23 protein-coding genes and 2 tRNA genes are annotated in these 15,294 nt (G+C 42.9%); 7 read left to right on the top strand and 18 right to left on the bottom strand.

The window, feature by feature from the left end:
• Positions 1–3: 3 nt before the first annotated feature.
• The 7 genes from ABD734_RS05675 to ABD734_RS05645 all read right to left on the bottom strand — a co-directional run bounded on the left by ABD734_RS05675 (position 4) and on the right by ABD734_RS05645 (position 3,163).
• On the bottom strand, positions 4–162 hold the full coding sequence (locus ABD734_RS05675; protein ID WP_344702276.1) for a hypothetical protein: 159 nt from the start codon (positions 160–162) through the stop codon (positions 4–6).
• Positions 163–384, bottom strand: coding sequence for a helix-turn-helix transcriptional regulator (locus tag ABD734_RS05670; RefSeq protein ID WP_344702274.1), 222 nt, complete (start codon positions 382–384; stop codon positions 163–165). It lies immediately after the preceding gene.
• On the bottom strand, positions 381–884 hold the full coding sequence (locus tag ABD734_RS05665; RefSeq protein WP_344702271.1) for a helix-turn-helix transcriptional regulator: 504 nt from the start codon (positions 882–884) through the stop codon (positions 381–383). Before ABD734_RS05665 ends, ABD734_RS05670 begins: the two co-directional genes overlap by 4 nt.
• A 115-nt stretch (positions 885–999) precedes the next feature.
• Positions 1,000–1,302 carry a hypothetical protein gene (locus ABD734_RS05660; RefSeq protein WP_344702269.1) on the bottom strand — a complete coding sequence of 101 codons (303 nt, stop codon included), beginning with the start codon at positions 1,300–1,302 and terminating at the stop codon, positions 1,000–1,002.
• A 13-nt stretch (positions 1,303–1,315) separates the two neighbouring features.
• On the bottom strand, positions 1,316–1,891 hold the full coding sequence (locus ABD734_RS05655; RefSeq protein WP_344702266.1) for a hypothetical protein: 576 nt from the start codon (positions 1,889–1,891) through the stop codon (positions 1,316–1,318).
• Between the two features lie 14 nt (positions 1,892–1,905).
• Entirely contained in the window at positions 1,906–2,826 is a 921-nt protein-coding gene (locus ABD734_RS05650; RefSeq protein ID WP_344702264.1) for a hypothetical protein, read from the bottom strand.
• Positions 2,819–3,163 (bottom strand): HNH endonuclease, encoded by a 345-nt coding sequence (locus ABD734_RS05645; RefSeq protein WP_344702262.1) that lies wholly within the window; start codon positions 3,161–3,163, stop codon positions 2,819–2,821. Before ABD734_RS05645 ends, ABD734_RS05650 begins: the two co-directional genes overlap by 8 nt.
• A gap of 49 nt (positions 3,164–3,212) precedes the next feature.
• Between ABD734_RS05645 and ABD734_RS05640 the strand changes: the two genes are divergently transcribed.
• Positions 3,213–3,434, top strand: coding sequence for a hypothetical protein (locus ABD734_RS05640; RefSeq protein ID WP_344702260.1), 222 nt, complete (start codon positions 3,213–3,215; stop codon positions 3,432–3,434).
• On the opposite strand, the gene ABD734_RS05635 is transcribed toward ABD734_RS05640, so the two are convergent.
• Both ABD734_RS05635 and ABD734_RS05630 read right to left on the bottom strand, forming a co-directional pair.
• On the bottom strand, positions 3,424–3,552 hold the full coding sequence (locus ABD734_RS05635; RefSeq protein WP_344702258.1) for a hypothetical protein: 129 nt from the start codon (positions 3,550–3,552) through the stop codon (positions 3,424–3,426). The genes ABD734_RS05640 and ABD734_RS05635 overlap by 11 nt on opposite strands.
• Before the next feature lie 11 nt (positions 3,553–3,563).
• Complete coding sequence (locus tag ABD734_RS05630) at positions 3,564–3,776, bottom strand: helix-turn-helix domain-containing protein (protein WP_344702256.1); 213 nt, start codon at positions 3,774–3,776, stop codon at positions 3,564–3,566.
• 155 nt (positions 3,777–3,931) lie between these two features.
• Between ABD734_RS05630 and ABD734_RS05625 the strand changes: the two genes are divergently transcribed.
• From ABD734_RS05625 to ABD734_RS05610, 4 genes are all read left to right on the top strand, one after another.
• Complete coding sequence (locus tag ABD734_RS05625) at positions 3,932–4,282, top strand: helix-turn-helix domain-containing protein (protein WP_344702254.1); 351 nt, start codon at positions 3,932–3,934, stop codon at positions 4,280–4,282.
• A gap of 65 nt (positions 4,283–4,347) precedes the next feature.
• Positions 4,348–5,127, top strand: coding sequence for a DUF4352 domain-containing protein (locus ABD734_RS05620; RefSeq protein ID WP_344702252.1), 780 nt, complete (start codon positions 4,348–4,350; stop codon positions 5,125–5,127).
• 91 nt (positions 5,128–5,218) lie between these two features.
• A complete protein-coding gene (locus tag ABD734_RS05615; protein WP_344702250.1) occupies positions 5,219–5,665 on the top strand; it encodes an ImmA/IrrE family metallo-endopeptidase in 447 nt (148 codons plus the stop codon).
• A gap of 11 nt (positions 5,666–5,676) precedes the next feature.
• Complete coding sequence (locus ABD734_RS05610; protein WP_344702248.1) at positions 5,677–6,753, top strand: tyrosine-type recombinase/integrase; 1,077 nt, start codon at positions 5,677–5,679, stop codon at positions 6,751–6,753.
• 83 nt (positions 6,754–6,836) lie between these two features.
• Here the strand turns inward: ABD734_RS05610 and ABD734_RS05605 are convergent.
• The 3 genes from ABD734_RS05605 to ABD734_RS05595 all read right to left on the bottom strand — a co-directional run bounded on the left by ABD734_RS05605 (position 6,837) and on the right by ABD734_RS05595 (position 7,683).
• Positions 6,837–6,925 (bottom strand) — tRNA-Ser (locus ABD734_RS05605).
• A gap of 1 nt (position 6,926) precedes the next feature.
• Positions 6,927–7,001 (bottom strand) — tRNA-Asn (locus ABD734_RS05600).
• Positions 7,002–7,086: 85 nt separating this feature from the next.
• A complete protein-coding gene (locus tag ABD734_RS05595; RefSeq protein ID WP_344702245.1) occupies positions 7,087–7,683 on the bottom strand; it encodes a competence protein ComK in 597 nt (198 codons plus the stop codon).
• A gap of 203 nt (positions 7,684–7,886) precedes the next feature.
• Here ABD734_RS05595 and ABD734_RS05590 point away from each other — a divergent pair, with 203 nt between their 5' ends.
• The gene (locus tag ABD734_RS05590; protein WP_344702243.1) at positions 7,887–8,108 is read left to right on the top strand and encodes a hypothetical protein; all 222 of its coding nucleotides are present in this window, start codon (positions 7,887–7,889) and stop codon (positions 8,106–8,108) included.
• 64 nt (positions 8,109–8,172) lie between these two features.
• On the opposite strand, the gene lplA is transcribed toward ABD734_RS05590, so the two are convergent.
• The 4 genes from lplA to hemE form a co-directional block, all read right to left on the bottom strand.
• Positions 8,173–9,162 carry a lipoate--protein ligase gene (gene lplA, locus ABD734_RS05585; protein WP_344702240.1) on the bottom strand — a complete coding sequence of 330 codons (990 nt, stop codon included), beginning with the start codon at positions 9,160–9,162 and terminating at the stop codon, positions 8,173–8,175.
• A gap of 69 nt (positions 9,163–9,231) precedes the next feature.
• A complete protein-coding gene (gene hemY / locus ABD734_RS05580; protein WP_344702238.1) occupies positions 9,232–10,611 on the bottom strand; it encodes a protoporphyrinogen oxidase in 1,380 nt (459 codons plus the stop codon).
• A 15-nt stretch (positions 10,612–10,626) separates the two neighbouring features.
• On the bottom strand, positions 10,627–11,544 hold the full coding sequence (gene hemH / locus ABD734_RS05575; RefSeq protein ID WP_344702236.1) for a ferrochelatase: 918 nt from the start codon (positions 11,542–11,544) through the stop codon (positions 10,627–10,629).
• A 5-nt stretch (positions 11,545–11,549) separates the two neighbouring features.
• Complete coding sequence (hemE, locus tag ABD734_RS05570; RefSeq protein ID WP_344702234.1) at positions 11,550–12,575, bottom strand: uroporphyrinogen decarboxylase; 1,026 nt, start codon at positions 12,573–12,575, stop codon at positions 11,550–11,552.
• 167 nt (positions 12,576–12,742) lie between these two features.
• On the opposite strand from hemE, the gene ABD734_RS05565 reads away from it, so the two are divergent.
• Entirely contained in the window at positions 12,743–13,270 is a 528-nt protein-coding gene (locus tag ABD734_RS05565) for a hypothetical protein (RefSeq protein ID WP_344702232.1), read from the top strand.
• A 13-nt stretch (positions 13,271–13,283) separates the two neighbouring features.
• On the opposite strand, the gene ABD734_RS05560 is transcribed toward ABD734_RS05565, so the two are convergent.
• Positions 13,284–14,486: an ABC transporter permease gene (locus tag ABD734_RS05560; RefSeq protein WP_344702230.1), complete on the bottom strand. Its 1,203-nt coding sequence runs from the start codon at positions 14,484–14,486 to the stop codon at positions 13,284–13,286.
• A complete protein-coding gene (locus tag ABD734_RS05555; RefSeq protein WP_344702228.1) occupies positions 14,479–15,219 on the bottom strand; it encodes an ABC transporter ATP-binding protein in 741 nt (246 codons plus the stop codon). Before ABD734_RS05555 ends, ABD734_RS05560 begins: the two co-directional genes overlap by 8 nt.
• Between the last annotated feature and the right edge of the window lie 75 nt (positions 15,220–15,294).

The following is a 15,294-nucleotide window of genomic DNA, read 5'->3' as shown; positions in this document are numbered from 1 at the left end:
TAATCACTCCTTCTGCGCCATTTTGCCTGCTATTACAGGTGCGACCATCGTGAGTAGCGCGACTGCGATGAAACTAATGAAAAGTATCTGTCCTGTACTGATGACTTGTAGTGCGGAAAGCGTAGCGACAATACCAAACGCGAAGATGCCAAGCCATACCATCTATCCCACTTCCCTTCTGATCTTCGGCGCTTCTTGGAATAGTTCATCCACAGACAAGCCATAATGTTCAGCCAACTTGAAGGCCTCTTTTAACTTGAAATCGGTGATGCCATTCTCACGGTTCCAATAGTTCCCTTTAGTGAGTCCGAGCAGCTTGGCGGTATCTGCTATAGAGTCGCCGGCTTCGTTTCGTGCAATGTAGAGTGTGTAGAACTTCTTCATATACGTCGCTCCATTCTGAGTCGAGCGTCCCGACCCTGGTTGATTTCTTTTGGTGGAATACCGTAGTCATCCAGCAGTTTCATGAGCATGCCTTGCCCTTCAAACAGAACGTCCTGCAGCTCCGATGCGATTCGAGTGACGGATTCCTTCTCTTCTCTTGTCAGGAACTCTGGGTGCTTGTCCAAACGGATCTGAGGCAACATGTCTGTAAACTCCTCAATCTCCTTCTGAATGCGGAACCTGAAGCTCATGCGGTGGTCGTCGTACACTCTGTTAGATGGTGTTGGCATGGTATAACCACCCGTGACTTCATGGGCCATGTCATTGAGTAGATGTGGATCTGGTACATTGTTGAAGCCTGCTTCATACATTGAAACGGTCATGGTGCGGTCGCCTTTTTCAATCTTGCAGACTTGGGACTTGTCCGTGAAAAGCATATTTGCAACGTCTTGTTGGGTGGCTCCGGTGCGTTTTCGATACCTGACAATTGATGATTTCATAAGTTGACCCCCTGTCATTTTTCATCTATTGAATGTTGTCAGTGTCTACGGTTATTATTAAGTTAGAGTTAATCAGTCGCATAATTGATAACTCACTGGTAAGGCTAGTTGGTCGCTAGTCCTTACCGCCTTTCATAACTGTGAACCCTTTCCTCTTTTGGGCATCTCGCAGCATAGATACATCTATTTTTTTGAGCGCTTCAAGCTGATCTTCCAGTTCTTTAACGGTCGTTTCATCGATCAGTACGTCCTGCACGTGAGAAAGAATGTATTCCAGGAATCCTTCTCTATCCGTCAGCGACTTGATTTTTGCACCTTCATATTCTTCGGGAATCGTGTATACTTTCTCTTTATTGAGCCGCGCCTGTTCAATTAGGTCGATTAGATATTTTAGTCGATTGTAGGTATGTTGATTCATTATGAACTCTCCTTTAAATTTGAATATCTTTTGCTGTAAGTGATTTGATGTACCGTGTCGCCCTATCTACATCCACGCTTCTGATATGGTCATTTCGGGCGTTACCTTTCATCCCCAGATACTTCTTGGTGGAGACAAGAATCTTACTTTTGACAGCTCTTAAGTCTTTCCTGAATTGCTTCTCTGCCGCATTTCGCTTGATTGTAATTTCTTCTAGGGTCATATGACCGACTGGTGTGATTGCATCTAACGTAAGTTGAACCCCGTTGCGTCTGACAAAAAGCTCCGCTTTATCGGATACTGCATTTTTTATAGCGTCCACTTCCCAAGGTTCCGCATACTTTTTTGAGTGCTTTTCATCGACGGTTTCGATGTCCTTCCTGACTTTGCCGAACTCCTCTTTGTTCAATTCATGCCTTCTTTCCTCGCGTCTATCGTTCATCTTCAGATGCCTGACCAGTTCGTCGTTTCGCTCCTTGAATGCTTCTAAAACCGCCATGATCCCTTTATCTAGGTCAGCTACCGTCAAGTTGTACTCTTCCATTGCTTGCTCTTGCTTTCTAACTCCGAACATTTCTTGAAATTTCATGTGAACCGCCTCCATTAATTTACTGTGATTCTATTGTTCAATGCTGTACGCATTGCTCGGCAGAAGGCTTCCAATTCTTCTACGCCCTGCAATAGATTGTCTTTCGTTCTCTGGCTACTTGTGGCAATTGCACCTTCTCTAAAGGCGTTGACGGAGTTTTCTTCAAGGAAATCGTTTATGTTTTCCTTCAGGAAGAGGACGTTGCTTTCCGCTTGGAAACGTCTTGATCCAATCTGCGTCTCTTCGTCAACTTCTTCGACGCGTTGCATCTTTTCCTGATTCTCCTTGGCCTTCCGCAATTCGCTTTCAAGTTGGGCAATGGAGCGCTTGGAATCAAGGAGTTCTCTTTCCTTATCGCTCATCTGTTGCTCAATATACTTCGGTACTTTCTCTTTGTAGACGGTCTTGATTTCAGGCTCTTTGTTCTCGGCTTCATCCACCTTTGATTGAAGAATCTCATTCTCTCTTTGGGTGGATTGGATGACAGAGTCACGTTGTTTTAATGCTTCTTCCTGCTGTTTGAGTTGCTTTTCTAACTCCCTGTATTCTTTGTGAGTTTTAATATCACCATCGAATACTTTCTGATTAACTTCAGGATTCGCTGATGGTTTGGACATTTCGTTTTGTAAACTAGGTGTGAGTTCTTGGAATGTTTCTAGCATTTTTGAATCTTCCAATTTGGAAGAAACGAATTCGTAACGGTTGATATATCTATAAACGCTAGTAGTTTTTAAGCCTAATGACGTGTACCAGTCTTCGAAGCATCCATATCCTTTTTTGGATAGTTTCTCTTTCGCTTTAGTCAAATCTTCTCCGAGTTTTTCGGCTGCGTTTTCCAACGTCTTACTCATGCTGTTTTCTCTATCTTTCAGATATTCAGCAGTGGAAGAATCCAAAACCGAGTAATCGAAGTTGTTCGTTTGAATTTCATTCATTTTCATCACCTGTCCGTAATAGTCGCATGGAGTAATAAAAAACCTTATCCCTTTGCACTCTATTAAAATTCTCTTTTAGCCATTGATCCATCTCTTCGCAACTAAATACTTTTTTGGAATTGTCACTTGTGATGGCATGAATTAAACTATGGCAATTCGGGCACAGTATAGATAGATTTTCTATATCGTCCGTCCCTCCTCGAGAGACAGGTATTTGGTGATGCACTTCTAATGTCGGTTTAAAATCGAAACCGCAAATCTCACAGGACTCAATAATTTCTAATAAAGAATTCTTTTTATTTTTTATAGATTTTCTAGATAGCTGTTTCTCGTTCATGTCGTCTCTCCTTTCTTTGGTATACTCCCTTTAGATGGGAGGTGATTAAATGAATTATTCTGCTGAAATCCAAAGCGTTCTTGATTCGAATAGAGGAGTACATGCTTACGTCAACGGTAAGCCTCTAAGAATCAAAGAAGTTATTAACGAAACAGACGACACGCTCTTGATTTTAGGTAATCAATCAAGATTTCTTATAAACAAGGATAGAATCGACTATCTGAAACTTGATGAACCTAAATCAGGCGATATGCCAAGCCTTAAGCATTGATGTTGTAATCCGTAATGGCTTTAATGAGATTCGCAGTTGCTTCAACCAATTGCGGATCTCTACCTTCTTTAATTTCTTCAAGTAGTGCTTTGACTGTTTCCTGCATTAGTTCTTCCATGTTATGCCTCCTTAATTAACGTTATCCGTTACTATAATGTCAAAAAAATTTGATGGGTCTACATCCAGTATTTTCGCTAATTCAGGAAGGAGATTGGCATCTAATTTCGCTACGCCTGTTTCAATCCTGTAATACTGCATCTGGGAGAGCCCCAGTTGTTCTGCAACGTGCTTCTGAGTGAGCCCTTTTCTTTGACGGATAGATCTGATATTTTTGTTAATCATTTGCCTCACCTCCCACTAACGCTATCCGTTAATTAGACTATACTAACGTTTTTAGTTAATGTCAACACTTTTAGATAAAAAATTATCAAATTACGTTAGTAAGGTAACATATACCGTTATTTTTGATAGTATTAAAGATGATTGGAGGGGGTTATATGAGTGTTTCCGATAACATCAAAAAATATCGAAAAATGAATAACTTACTCCAGAAACAACTGGCTGATAAAATCGGGGTATCTTCACAAGTTATATCTAATTGGGAAAGAGGATACACTAACCCAAATTATGAAGATGTAATAAAATTATCCGATGCGCTCGACTGCTCTACTGATGATTTATTAGGTAAGAGAAAAGAGCTGGAAACCCCTCTCGATGATGTGGACGCTTTAATGTTCTCTGATAAGGAAGGCTTCGATAATCTTTCCGAAGAGGATAAGCAGGAGTTAAGGGAGTTGCTGAACGATCAACTAGAGTATTGGATTGATAAGAAGAACAAGGGGAAGTAATTAGGGCACTGCCCTATTATTTATAGATTTAAGTTACATATTTTAGAATTATAGGGGGATTTAGTATGCCAGAACAAAAGACGCCAATTTACAAGAAGTCGTGGTTCGTCATTATTATGTTGATTATCTTCTTTCCGATCGGCTTATACCTGATGTGGGCGCACACAAATTGGAATAAGGCGGCGAAATGGATCGTCACAGCAGCAATTGCAGTGATTGGCTTATCATCTTTAATCACTGGAGAAGATGAAACAGACACCGCAGGCACAGAAGTCGCCACCGGTACCGAACAGAGTGAAGAAGCTACTTCAGCACCTGCGACGGTGGAAGAAGAAACTGAGGAAAATACAGAGGAACCAACCGAAGAAGAGACGGTTGAAAAGGAGGAACCGACAGAAGAAAAGACTGTTGAAGAAGAAGTTGATGAAACGGCTAGTGTAGGTGAAGCTTTAACAGTGGATGAAATCGACTTTGTTGTGAATGAATGGTTCCAACGCGATTCCGTCGGCACTGGTTTATCATCAACAGCAAACGACACCTATCTTGTTTTGGATGTATCAGTAACCAATAATAAAAATGAAGCTGTAATGCTAACGAGCGACTTCTTTAAAATCACCGATGGTGAAGTGGTATATGAACCAGATACGACTGCTTCTACTTATATGAATCAGGAAGTTGCAGCGGACAATCTCGGATTATTGGCTGAAGAAGTCAACCCGGGATCTTCCAGAAATGCGTATGTAGTTTATGATGTAGCACCTGGCGTCATTGACAGTGACACTAAACAGCTGCAAGTACAATCCGGATTCTGGGGCACACAGACAGGCATCATCAATTTACAGTAGTAATATAACCAGCTGACCACTGGCACTTTTGGTGGTCAGTAATTTTTTAAACTTGAAACCGAACACACGTTCTTAAACTAAGGGGGATTTTATGAGAATTGAAAAAAGGGTTAATGACATTGTAGATATGTGCGTCACGGATCGGTTGGATTTGAACATCTCGCACCTGTCCTATATGTTTTCAGCACACATACTCTACAACCATATTGATAACGCTTATATGACAAAACGAGGAATAGATGTCATAGCACTTAAAATCGATGCATCATTTAAAATGTGGAAGGCGTTCTGCCATGAAGCCGGCCATATGTTCCTGCATTGTACAGATCAACGCCACATGCCACGCGCGTTTAATCAGATGCAGGAAGCTGAGGCTGAGAAGTTCGCTATTCTGTTGATGATGCCGGAGAAGTTAATCATGAAGTATGAATTATATACGGCGCAGGAAGTGACAAGCTACTTTAATGTACCATTTGATCTTGCTTTGAAACGCATCGAGATGCTGATTGAACACACGCGGATGACCATTTATAACTAGGAGGAATAAACATGCCGATATACAAGGATGAAAGCAGAAAGACATACTATGTCAGTTTGTCTTATATGGATAAGTTTGGAGAACGGAGATATCACAAGAAAAGAGGGTTCAGACGCCGCAAGGACGCTCGAACGTATGAAGATGACTTCTTCATCAGCTTGGATGAAGGGGCAATCAAAGATGCACTCCCCTTCACTCATCTATCCAATGATTATCTGGAATGGTACGCGGATCGTAGAAAGCCGTCCAGTATTAAAACCATGAAGAATTACATCAATAATCATCTGGATCCATATTTCAGGAACATAGATGTCTATAACATGACCACAAAGGACATATTGGATTTTCATAAGCATATGCAGGAAAAAGAGTTTAGAGGAAAGAAGCTATCGAAGGGGTACGTTCAGGATATCCATACTGCGCTCAGTAGCATATTGTCGCATGGCATGAAGTTCTATGACTTAAAATCCAATGTCGCGGCACTAGCAGGCAACATTGAGAATGATGAGGACTATACGTGGAATTATTGGACTGTAGCGGAGTTTGAACATTTCTATAGTGTAATAGAGGATTTACGATACAGGGCTTATTTCAGGTTGCTATACTTCAGTGGTGTGCGACATGGAGAGCAACGGGCGCTGACCTGGCGGGATATCAATTTTCAGGAAGGGTATATTAATATAGATAAGACAAACTACAATGGCCAAGTCCACAAGCCAAAAACCAAGACTTCCAAACGGAAAGTGTACATTCCGGGCCACGTAATTGAGGTGCTGCAGGAGTATAAAGCATGGTATCAGGAGAATCAACCATATAAAGAGGATTATGTCGTGTTCGGCTCCTTTTACCAATCCATTGGAGAAACAACAGTGGGGAAAAAATACGATGCGCTGGTGAAGCAGACAGATATTAAAAGAATCAAGATACATGAATTCAGACACTCCCATGCATCCGACTGCATCAATCGGTTGGGCATGGACCGGGAGACACTGGCCAAAAGACTCGGACACGCTTCATCAGTTACCATCGAAAAGGTGTATGGCCATCTTTATCCAAGCACAGAAAAGGACGCCATATCCGGCCTATAAATACGTTTTGGTGTCCATTCCGTGGCCATAGCGTGGCCACACAAAAAGAAAACCCCATAACCACAGGGGTTACGGGATTGGTACGGAGATGGAGGGATTTGAACCCTCGCGCCGGGAATACCGACCTACACCCTTAGCAGGGGCGCCTCTTCAGCCACTTGAGTACATCTCCATGGCTCCACAGGTAGGATTCGAACCTACGACCGATCGGTTAACAGCCGATAGCTCTACCACTGAGCTACTGTGGAATGCTGTCAATTTCAATCGAACATTTACAATTATAACAACTTTACACAGTATTTCAACCGTTTGAGCACATGTTTTATATTCTTATTACACTTCTCGCTTAACTTCCAACCCATTTATGTAACTTATATAAGAATGATAGATCGTTTCGTTCACTCGTGCCGCTTCTCCCCGTCCCATGGTAGGATATTGGAACTGCATACTCATTTCTTTCTTCTGATACTTCTCTTTCTGCTGATTGAATTTATAATGCAGCTTCAAGGCGTTCAAGTATTGATTGTTGAAGGATGTATATGAAATGTCTATTATCCGCTCTTCATTATTTGAAAATAGCACCCGTGTCATGCCCTCATCATTCATATAGGATTGAATATGATTGATGTTGAACCAGTTATTTTCACTAATCCGATCGGAATGGGTGCAGAAATATATGTAAGATCCGAATAGATCGATGATGATCGGTACTTTGCTTGAGATGCCGGTCAACGTCCTGCTCAAATCTTTTCTCGCATGATAGTTCTGCGAATGGCTACGGCAATTCCTCTCTATCACTTTATTTGGATTGAGTCTGCATTCGATCCCCTCTCCGTACGCTTCTCCAATCCGACTTTCGATCATCCCATCATTGTCGATCGGCACGATATACATCGTTTCCTCGTGTATCTGGTAATGAAGTCTTTTCATCGCATGCTCCCCTTTGCTTTATGTTAATTAAATAATAGCACATGCATTTATTTTTGTTAACTATAATATAACAAAATGTTAAATAAATTGCTTTAATGTAATTTTACATTATTAAATTAACGGAATATTCGAAATGTTGTTTGACCTATGGCATTTCGTGTTATATAATTTGTAACAACCAAATGATGAAGGGGGATGTAGAGATGAATAAGCAAGTATACCCGGCGAACCAGTTGAGAGTCTTCATCAACACCATAAACGACCTTTCTGCCGAACTTCTTCTCCAAGAAGCGATTGACGACTATAATCGCAAGCTATACCTTGAAAAGATTGAAGCATCACTTGTAGAAAAAGATGAAGAGAAGTTTATGATATATACATCAAAGCTAAAGGAAATGGATAATGAAGATGCTGCTGAAGAGTAATCAATATAAAAAAAGCTGACTGTTAACCGGTAGATTATACATATGGTTAACAGTCAGCTTATTTTTATGCAATTAGATCGAGAAATTCCTCTCTGGTGATCCTGCCGAGGTAAAAACTGATATCGACATCCGCCAACGCTTTGTCGATGGCTTCACGATTATGCTCGGTGCCGATCAGTCGTTCTTCGATGACATTCACTTCTCCTACGCCAAAAAAGTCGCCGAATATTTTTGCCTGTTCTATTCTGCCCTTCTTGACATTAAGCCTGACGTCCAACAAACCTGCATCGAACTTGTGGGAGACATCAAAATTGTATTTAGGGTTTTTGCCATAATTCCAATCCCACGTCTGATACTTCTCTTCCGATAACTTATAGATTCTTTCCCAATCCTCTTCAGTCAGCACATATTCTTCAATATTTTCGCTGCCATCGAATATGGATTCGAGTATTTTCTGTTTAAATGTTTCTATATCAAGAGGTTCTTCCATAAAATCGTTGATGTTGCCGACACGGCCTCTTACTGATTTTACTCCTTTTGATTCAATCTTCTTCTTATTCACCCTGAGCGCATTCTGGACTTCTGAGATGTCACTATCTAGCATCAGCGTGCCATGAGAGAACATCCGGCCCTTTTGTGTAAACATAGCATTCCCCGAGACTTTTTTTCCATCAATCTCTAGGTCGTTACGTCCAGACAATGCTGCATTGACACCCATGTTCTGCAGTACATCCACAATAGGTTGAGTGAACTTGCTGAAGTTATGGAAACTCTCTCCATCGTCTTCTGTTATGAAGCTGAAGTTCAAGTTACCCTCATCATGATAGACCGCGCCCCCTCCCGATACACGACGTACAACCTTTATGTCATTTTCACGTATATAAGGTTCGTTTATCTCCTCGATCGTGTTCTGGTTTTTGCCGATGATGATGGAAGGCTGATTTACATAGAACAGGAAATAGGAATCGTCTGTAGGTATTTCACGCAACACGTATTCTTCCATAGCGAGATTGATCATTGGATCTTTGATGTCATTATTCGAAATGAATTTCATTCAACTGGTGCCTCCTTATTAAAAATGCCCTGATATTATCATAATAACATCCGGGGCATTTTTTTACATTTATTCTGAAATTGATTCTACTGCTTCTATGGCCTGATCCACACAATCCGGCAGTCCTACCCCATTATGCGAAGCACCTGTCAGGATGATTCCTGGATACTGTTTGGCCATATATTCCTTGATTCCGGCGATCATTTCTTTATGGCCGACTTTATACTGTGGCATGGAGTTTTTCAAGCGGGTTACGATGGATAGTTCAGGTTCTCCATTGATCGTCATGATATCATCAAGGTCTTTTCTAGCCAAGCGGATGATTTCATCATCATCCTTCTCGTTGACGATCGGATCGCCCGGGCGACCGACATAAGCGCGTAGAAGTGCTTTGCCTTCCGGAGCGGAATACGTCCACTTCTTGCTGGTCCACGTACATGCTGTAATGGTCGTATCCATCTTGCGGCTGACAACGAAACCTGTACCATCTATATCATTTTTGACCTGATTCTCATCAAAGGCCATGACCACTGTCGCAACACTTGTGGCTTCCATATGCTTGAAATATTCAAGCGAAAGGTCGTTGAACCACCTTTTGTATTGGAAGTGTGGCGTCGTCACGATGATGTTGTCATACTCTTTTGTACGTTCGTTTGCGGTCAGGCGATAGCGTTTGCCATGTTTTTTGATGGCACTGACATCGTATCCGAAATGCATCGAGGCACCTTGTTGCTCAGTGGTCTCTTTCAGTCGGTCTATGAAGGACTGTAGACCATGCTTGAACTGTAGGAATTGCCCCTGTTTTTTACCGGTAGGGGTTTTGGCACCTCCGGCTTTTTGATTCTTTTGATGATAGACCCCTTTGATCAGGCTACCGTGCTGTTCTTCAAGTTCCTTGAAATGAGGGAAGGTCGACAGTAGGCTGAGTTCATCTATTTTTGTACTGTAGATGCCAGAAAGCAATGGTTCAATGATATTTTCCAAAACCTCATCACCCAGCCGTCCCCTGAAGAAGTGGCCGACAGAGATATCTGTATATACGGGGGTTGGCTTCTTAAGGAAATCAACACCGGCACGCAGTTTGGCATTAGCAGAGATGAGATCTGTCGTCATGAACGGTACAAGCTCGGTTGGCATCCCGAGGACTGAACCTTTTGGTAGGGATGAGAGCTTGTTGTTCACGTAAATATAGGATGTTCCTGTTGAATTTCGCACAAGGTCATCTCCGAGGCCGATCTCCTCAGCCAAATCCGTCATGCTCTGCTTTCTGGCAAGATAGGATTCAGGACCAAGTTCAATTGCGTATCCGTCTTTTCGGTACGTGTTGATCTTACCGCCTGCACGGTCACTCTTTTCATACACGTCCACTTCGACATCTTCCAGCTTCGAGAGATAGTACGCTGCTGATAAACCTGTTATACCTGCGCCTATAACTGCAATTTTCTTCAAGTTAATCCGCCTTTACTACAATCTATTTATTTCGTTTATCATTGCTTGGATGTAGCGTTCATCAGTATTCGGCATCGTTGGCCTATGATAGCCCGCACCGACTTCATCACATACCACTTTGCACTCGACGTCATTGTCAAACAGCACTTCAAGGTGCTCGCAGACAAAGCCGACTGGCAGATAGACGAAATGCTTGTAACCGTATTCGGCATGCAAGTCACGTGTCAGATCTTGGACGTCCGGACCAAGCCATGGATCCGGGGTGTTTCCTTCTGACTGCCAACCTATATGCACGTTCTTTAGATTAGCGTTATCCTGGATCAATTTTGCAGTTTCAGCAAGCTGATCCGGATACGGGTCATTATGCTCTTTAATCTTCTCAGGCAGACTATGTGCACTGACGATGACCGCCGTCTCATCTAGCTCGGAATCCGGTACTTCAGCAAGGGAAGATTTCACTGCTTCTGTCCAGAAATCAATAAACGGTTCCTGTTCATAATAAGATTCCACCGATTTGATTGAAATACCATACTTCTCGGCCTCTTCATGAGCACGCTTGTTGTAGGAACCGACTGAAAAGTTCGAGTAATGAGGTGCCAGTACGACTGAAACAGCTTCTTTGATGCCATGGTCATGCATCGCTTCAACCGCATCCTCGATGAATGGGTCGATGTGTTTGAGTCCAATGAACAATTCATATTCCACTGCATCTTGCGAAGCGTTGAGTTTAGCTGCCAACGCTTCTGCCTGCCTTTTTGTCGTATCAGCAAGCGGTGAAATGCCACCGATCGCTTCGTAGCGGTCCTTCAAATCTTGGAGCGCTTCTTCAGAAGGTTTTCTGCCACGCCTTATATGCGTGTAATATGGTTCAATATCTTCTTCTTTATAAGGCGTACCGTACGCCATGACAAGCAATCCTTTTTTCTCTTTCATCACTATCACTTTCCTTTACTGTATTCATGAACGAAAGCCGTAAGACGTTTTAATGTGTCCGGCTCAACTGCTGGGAACACCCCGTGTCCGAGGTTGAATATATGACCTTCATTGTTCCCCTGATCTAGGATGTCTTTCGCCCGCGCTTCGATGACGTTCCAATCTGCAAGCAACAATGCTGGGTCAAGGTTGCCCTGAAGTGCTTTTTTGACACCCATTTCCCTCGCTTCATTGATTGACGTTCTCCAGTCAAGACCCAACACATCCATGCTGAGTTTATTCCATTCGGGAATAAGGTGGGAGGCACTGATTCCAAAGACGATTACTGGTACACCCTTTTCTTGGATGGCTCTGATGATCTTGTCCATCGAAGGGGATAGATAATATGCATAATCTTCTTTACTTAACGCCCCGCCCCATGAGTCGAAGATTTGTATCATTTTCGCTCCGGAGTCCACTTGGGCACTAAGATAACGGATGCTCATCTCAGTCAGCTTATCCATCAGCTTGAACCAAGTTTCTGGTTGATTATACATCATCGTCTTCGTCTTATGGTAATTTTTGGTTGGTCCACCTTCAATCATATAGCTTGCTACAGTAAACGGCGCACCGCAGAAGCCGATGAGCGGTACTTGGAGTTTTTCTTCAGTCAATATTTTAATTGTCTTGTAGATGTAGTCGAGATCTTTATAAGGATCCAGCTCTCCAAGTTTTTCTACATCTTTTATGTCTCTGATTGGATTTGAAATGACTGGGCCGACACCAGGTTTGATGTCGACATCGATGCCCATCGGGGCCAATGGTGATACGATGTCCTTATACAGTACTGCCGCATCGACATTATAGTTTTCTACCGGTGTGCCTGTCAGATAAGCTGTCAGCTCAGGTTGTCTTGTGATTTCAAGCAAAGAGTACTTTTCTTTCACCTTGTTGTACTCAGGCTGACTCCTACCAACCTGACGCATAAACCATACAGGGGTATGATCCGTCTTCTCTCCCCTTGCTGCTTTCAATATTGTATCGTTGAACACATCATTCTCCTCCAATTTATATATATATCCACCCAGTATTTTAACATATTGAAGCAGGCGAATTGAAATAAGTGGCATAATGTCAAAAATTCGATTCATTTGAACCAGGTTTAAGACATTAGCGTTTAAGGTATAACTGTAATAAGACTAACGACGAGGTGAAATAGATGAACTTACATCTGACGACAGGAACAATATCCTACATGATTGATTTGAAAAAGAATAATGAAGGGCTCAACATCGCAGCAATCGGCAAAGACGCCCTCCTATATTATGAATCCGAAGAAAAGGAAAGCATGTTCAGTTCAAGGCATTCATATAATTTGAGTCATTCGACCAGTGAACTTGATGAACACTCTCCGGTTTCAATCCATTTCATTCCTGTGCCCGGAGACAGTAAAGGCCCTGTGCATGGCCATCTGTCTAGACTTTCAGAAGTGCTTGACAACACGCGTGGCGTACAGTTCTACCGTATCGGCGAAGCACTCGGCGAAGACGAATTCATAGTAATGATTGGCTGGGCCCAGTCCTCAACCTATTACGACTTCAAGGATACCGATGGCTACTCCGACTTCCTGAGCACCGATGCCCTGGCAAAATTCAGGACGGAGGAATCGCTTTTCCATAAATCGATTTCTTCCAAATTCTATCTCCCGCTGAAAGACAATGAAGAAGATGGAGAGGACGACTTCTAAGCGACTGAGTGACTCAGTCGCTTAGTTCTTTTTCTTTTCTGTAGACCGCCCGGCTCAAGCTTCGGTTGATGATGTACCCCCAGAGCGGGAACATGATCCCTAAGTAGAAATATCCCGGGTGGATTGATATGAAAAGGATGCTGAAAATCAGCGCTATCACGAACACCAATTTATGTGAATAGGTTACATAACTCTTCTGTATATATGACCGATCCACCGGCCAGACCTTCGGCCAGAGCAAGTATGCCTGTGCTGTATAGATCTGAGACATCTGAAGGACGATGATGTATATGCCAAAAAGTGCGATGACTACAGATAGATACAAGTTGGCGATCCATACCATAACGACACCGAACAGAACCAGTAATCTTAGGACGATCATAGGCAGATCATGGTCTCGGGCGAACGTCCGGTAGAAAAGGTATTCATACATCTTTTCTTTGTTGAAGGAAGCTTCTTTTGGTTTCCAGAGTAGCGGGTCCAAATATCTTCTACGCTTGAACTGCTTATCTATATGACTGACATTCGTAAACAACGAGACCGTCTGGTAATACTTGTTCAGCTGTTCCTCTTCGTAACCGATCAGTTTTCGCCAATCCATACTTGCATGACTATGCTTTTTGGCAAAGAGCAGGAGGAGCGCGTAGACGATGAACGGCAATACAATCAGGATGGGCTCTGTAAGGATCAAGATAAGCGAGAGGATGGTCAGGGCGATCAATCCGAATGATACGGGCAGCACAGGCCACTCTGAATTGATGATTTCTTTTCTGATCATGAAATTCATCACGTAGAAAAAAACTGAGGCTAGCAGTGCAATGATTATTTCAATGGCCGGGTGTCCTGCCGTCATCAGAATCAACGCAACAACGCCACCTGCAACCGGCCTCCATAGCCCAAGTGTCAGAGAGTAGCGATCTACCGCTCTAAGATAGTCTTTTAGCTGCGCTTCATAGGCCAACAGGAAGATTCCATCCGCCTGCTTGAATAAAGTTCGGTAGGACGGCAGCAGCGTGATGCCGAGTACAAATGAGATGATGACATTCAGCCAGAAGGATGGGGTGAGTGTCTGGACGAGCGATAATAAGGAATATAGGAAGAATCCGATTGCTATCGATAAGAATATGAGGAAATGGCTGTTGAATATGAATTTCCCGTAATGGCTGCGCCTTGCAACATCCTCATTCATCCGCATTCTGAACAGTCGATCAGTCATCGTAGACTTCTCCCCCTGTTATTTTGAGGTAGACCTCATCAAGAGTCGCCCCTGGCATATGCCACTCCTCCCGCAACTCCGGCAGTGTGCCGATTGCAGTCAAATGCCCGTCGTCGACGATAGCGAATCGATCACAGTAGCGTTCTGCAGTGGCAAGGATATGGGTGCTCATCAGTATCGAGCGCCCCTGCTCCTTTTCCTCTACCATCAATTGTATGAGTGATTCTATGCCAAGTGGATCCAGCCCAAGGAACGGTTCGTCGATGATGAAAAGTTCAGGGTGGGACAAGAAAGCACAGATCAGCATGACTTTTTGTTTCATGCCTTTGGAGAAATGTGTCGGGAACATATCTATTTTTGTTTCCAGCCGGAAGATCTTAAGCAGTTTGTCTGCACGCTGCATCGCAGTTGCTTCATCTATCCCGTAAGCCATGGCTGTCATATTGATGTGTTCTTTCAAGGTGAGCTCTTCGTAGAGGACCGGTGACTCCGGAATGTAGGCTAATTGCCTGCGGTACGCCTCGATATCTTCATCAGCAGTCACACCCCCTACCCTGATCTCTCCGGAGTGCGGTCTTAACAGACCCAATATATGCTTGATAGTCGTACTTTTCCCTGCACCGTTCAATCCGATCAGACCTATTATTTCACCTTTATCGATATTGAACGAAATATCATGTATAACCGGGACTTTGGAGTAGCCGCCGGTCAATTGATCTATTTGAAGTACCATATTCAACTTCCTTTTAAATGTAGGTTATTATTTGTATACTGATACTAAGTAAATATATCACAAGAGAACAATGGA

Origin of the sequence: Salinicoccus jeotgali (genome assembly GCF_039538805.1) — a bacterium.
Taxonomy (GTDB): domain Bacteria; phylum Bacillota; class Bacilli; order Staphylococcales; family Salinicoccaceae; genus Salinicoccus; species Salinicoccus jeotgali.
The sequence above is the reverse complement of the archived record's forward strand: the minus strand, read 5'-3'. Positions and strand labels throughout refer to the sequence as shown.

Coding starts and splice junctions, on each gene's coding strand:
- ABD734_RS05640 (WP_344702260.1), top strand. CDS start 3,213: ATGAATTATTCTGCTGAAATCCAAAGCGTTCTTGATTCGAATAGAGGA.
- ABD734_RS05590 (WP_344702243.1), top strand. CDS start 7,887: ATGAATAAGCAAGTATACCCGGCGAACCAGTTGAGAGTCTTCATCAAC.
- ABD734_RS05630 (WP_344702256.1), bottom strand. CDS start 3,776: ATGATTAACAAAAATATCAGATCTATCCGTCAAAGAAAAGGGCTCACT.
- ABD734_RS05625 (WP_344702254.1), top strand. CDS start 3,932: ATGAGTGTTTCCGATAACATCAAAAAATATCGAAAAATGAATAACTTA.
- ABD734_RS05555 (WP_344702228.1), bottom strand. CDS start 15,219: ATGGTACTTCAAATAGATCAATTGACCGGCGGCTACTCCAAAGTCCCG.
- ABD734_RS05670 (WP_344702274.1), bottom strand. CDS start 384: ATGAAGAAGTTCTACACACTCTACATTGCACGAAACGAAGCCGGCGAC.
- hemH (WP_344702236.1), bottom strand. CDS start 11,544: ATGAAAGAGAAAAAAGGATTGCTTGTCATGGCGTACGGTACGCCTTAT.
- ABD734_RS05565 (WP_344702232.1), top strand. CDS start 12,743: ATGAACTTACATCTGACGACAGGAACAATATCCTACATGATTGATTTG.
- ABD734_RS05660 (WP_344702269.1), bottom strand. CDS start 1,302: ATGAATCAACATACCTACAATCGACTAAAATATCTAATCGACCTAATT.
- ABD734_RS05560 (WP_344702230.1), bottom strand. CDS start 14,486: ATGACTGATCGACTGTTCAGAATGCGGATGAATGAGGATGTTGCAAGG.
- ABD734_RS05635 (WP_344702258.1), bottom strand. CDS start 3,552: ATGGAAGAACTAATGCAGGAAACAGTCAAAGCACTACTTGAAGAAATT.
- ABD734_RS05650 (WP_344702264.1), bottom strand. CDS start 2,826: ATGAATGAAATTCAAACGAACAACTTCGATTACTCGGTTTTGGATTCT.
- ABD734_RS05620 (WP_344702252.1), top strand. CDS start 4,348: ATGCCAGAACAAAAGACGCCAATTTACAAGAAGTCGTGGTTCGTCATT.
- ABD734_RS05665 (WP_344702271.1), bottom strand. CDS start 884: ATGAAATCATCAATTGTCAGGTATCGAAAACGCACCGGAGCCACCCAA.
- ABD734_RS05610 (WP_344702248.1), top strand. CDS start 5,677: ATGCCGATATACAAGGATGAAAGCAGAAAGACATACTATGTCAGTTTG.
- ABD734_RS05595 (WP_344702245.1), bottom strand. CDS start 7,683: ATGAAAAGACTTCATTACCAGATACACGAGGAAACGATGTATATCGTG.
- ABD734_RS05645 (WP_344702262.1), bottom strand. CDS start 3,163: ATGAACGAGAAACAGCTATCTAGAAAATCTATAAAAAATAAAAAGAAT.
- ABD734_RS05655 (WP_344702266.1), bottom strand. CDS start 1,891: ATGAAATTTCAAGAAATGTTCGGAGTTAGAAAGCAAGAGCAAGCAATG.
- lplA (WP_344702240.1), bottom strand. CDS start 9,162: ATGAAATTCATTTCGAATAATGACATCAAAGATCCAATGATCAATCTC.
- ABD734_RS05615 (WP_344702250.1), top strand. CDS start 5,219: ATGAGAATTGAAAAAAGGGTTAATGACATTGTAGATATGTGCGTCACG.
- ABD734_RS05675 (WP_344702276.1), bottom strand. CDS start 162: ATGGTATGGCTTGGCATCTTCGCGTTTGGTATTGTCGCTACGCTTTCC.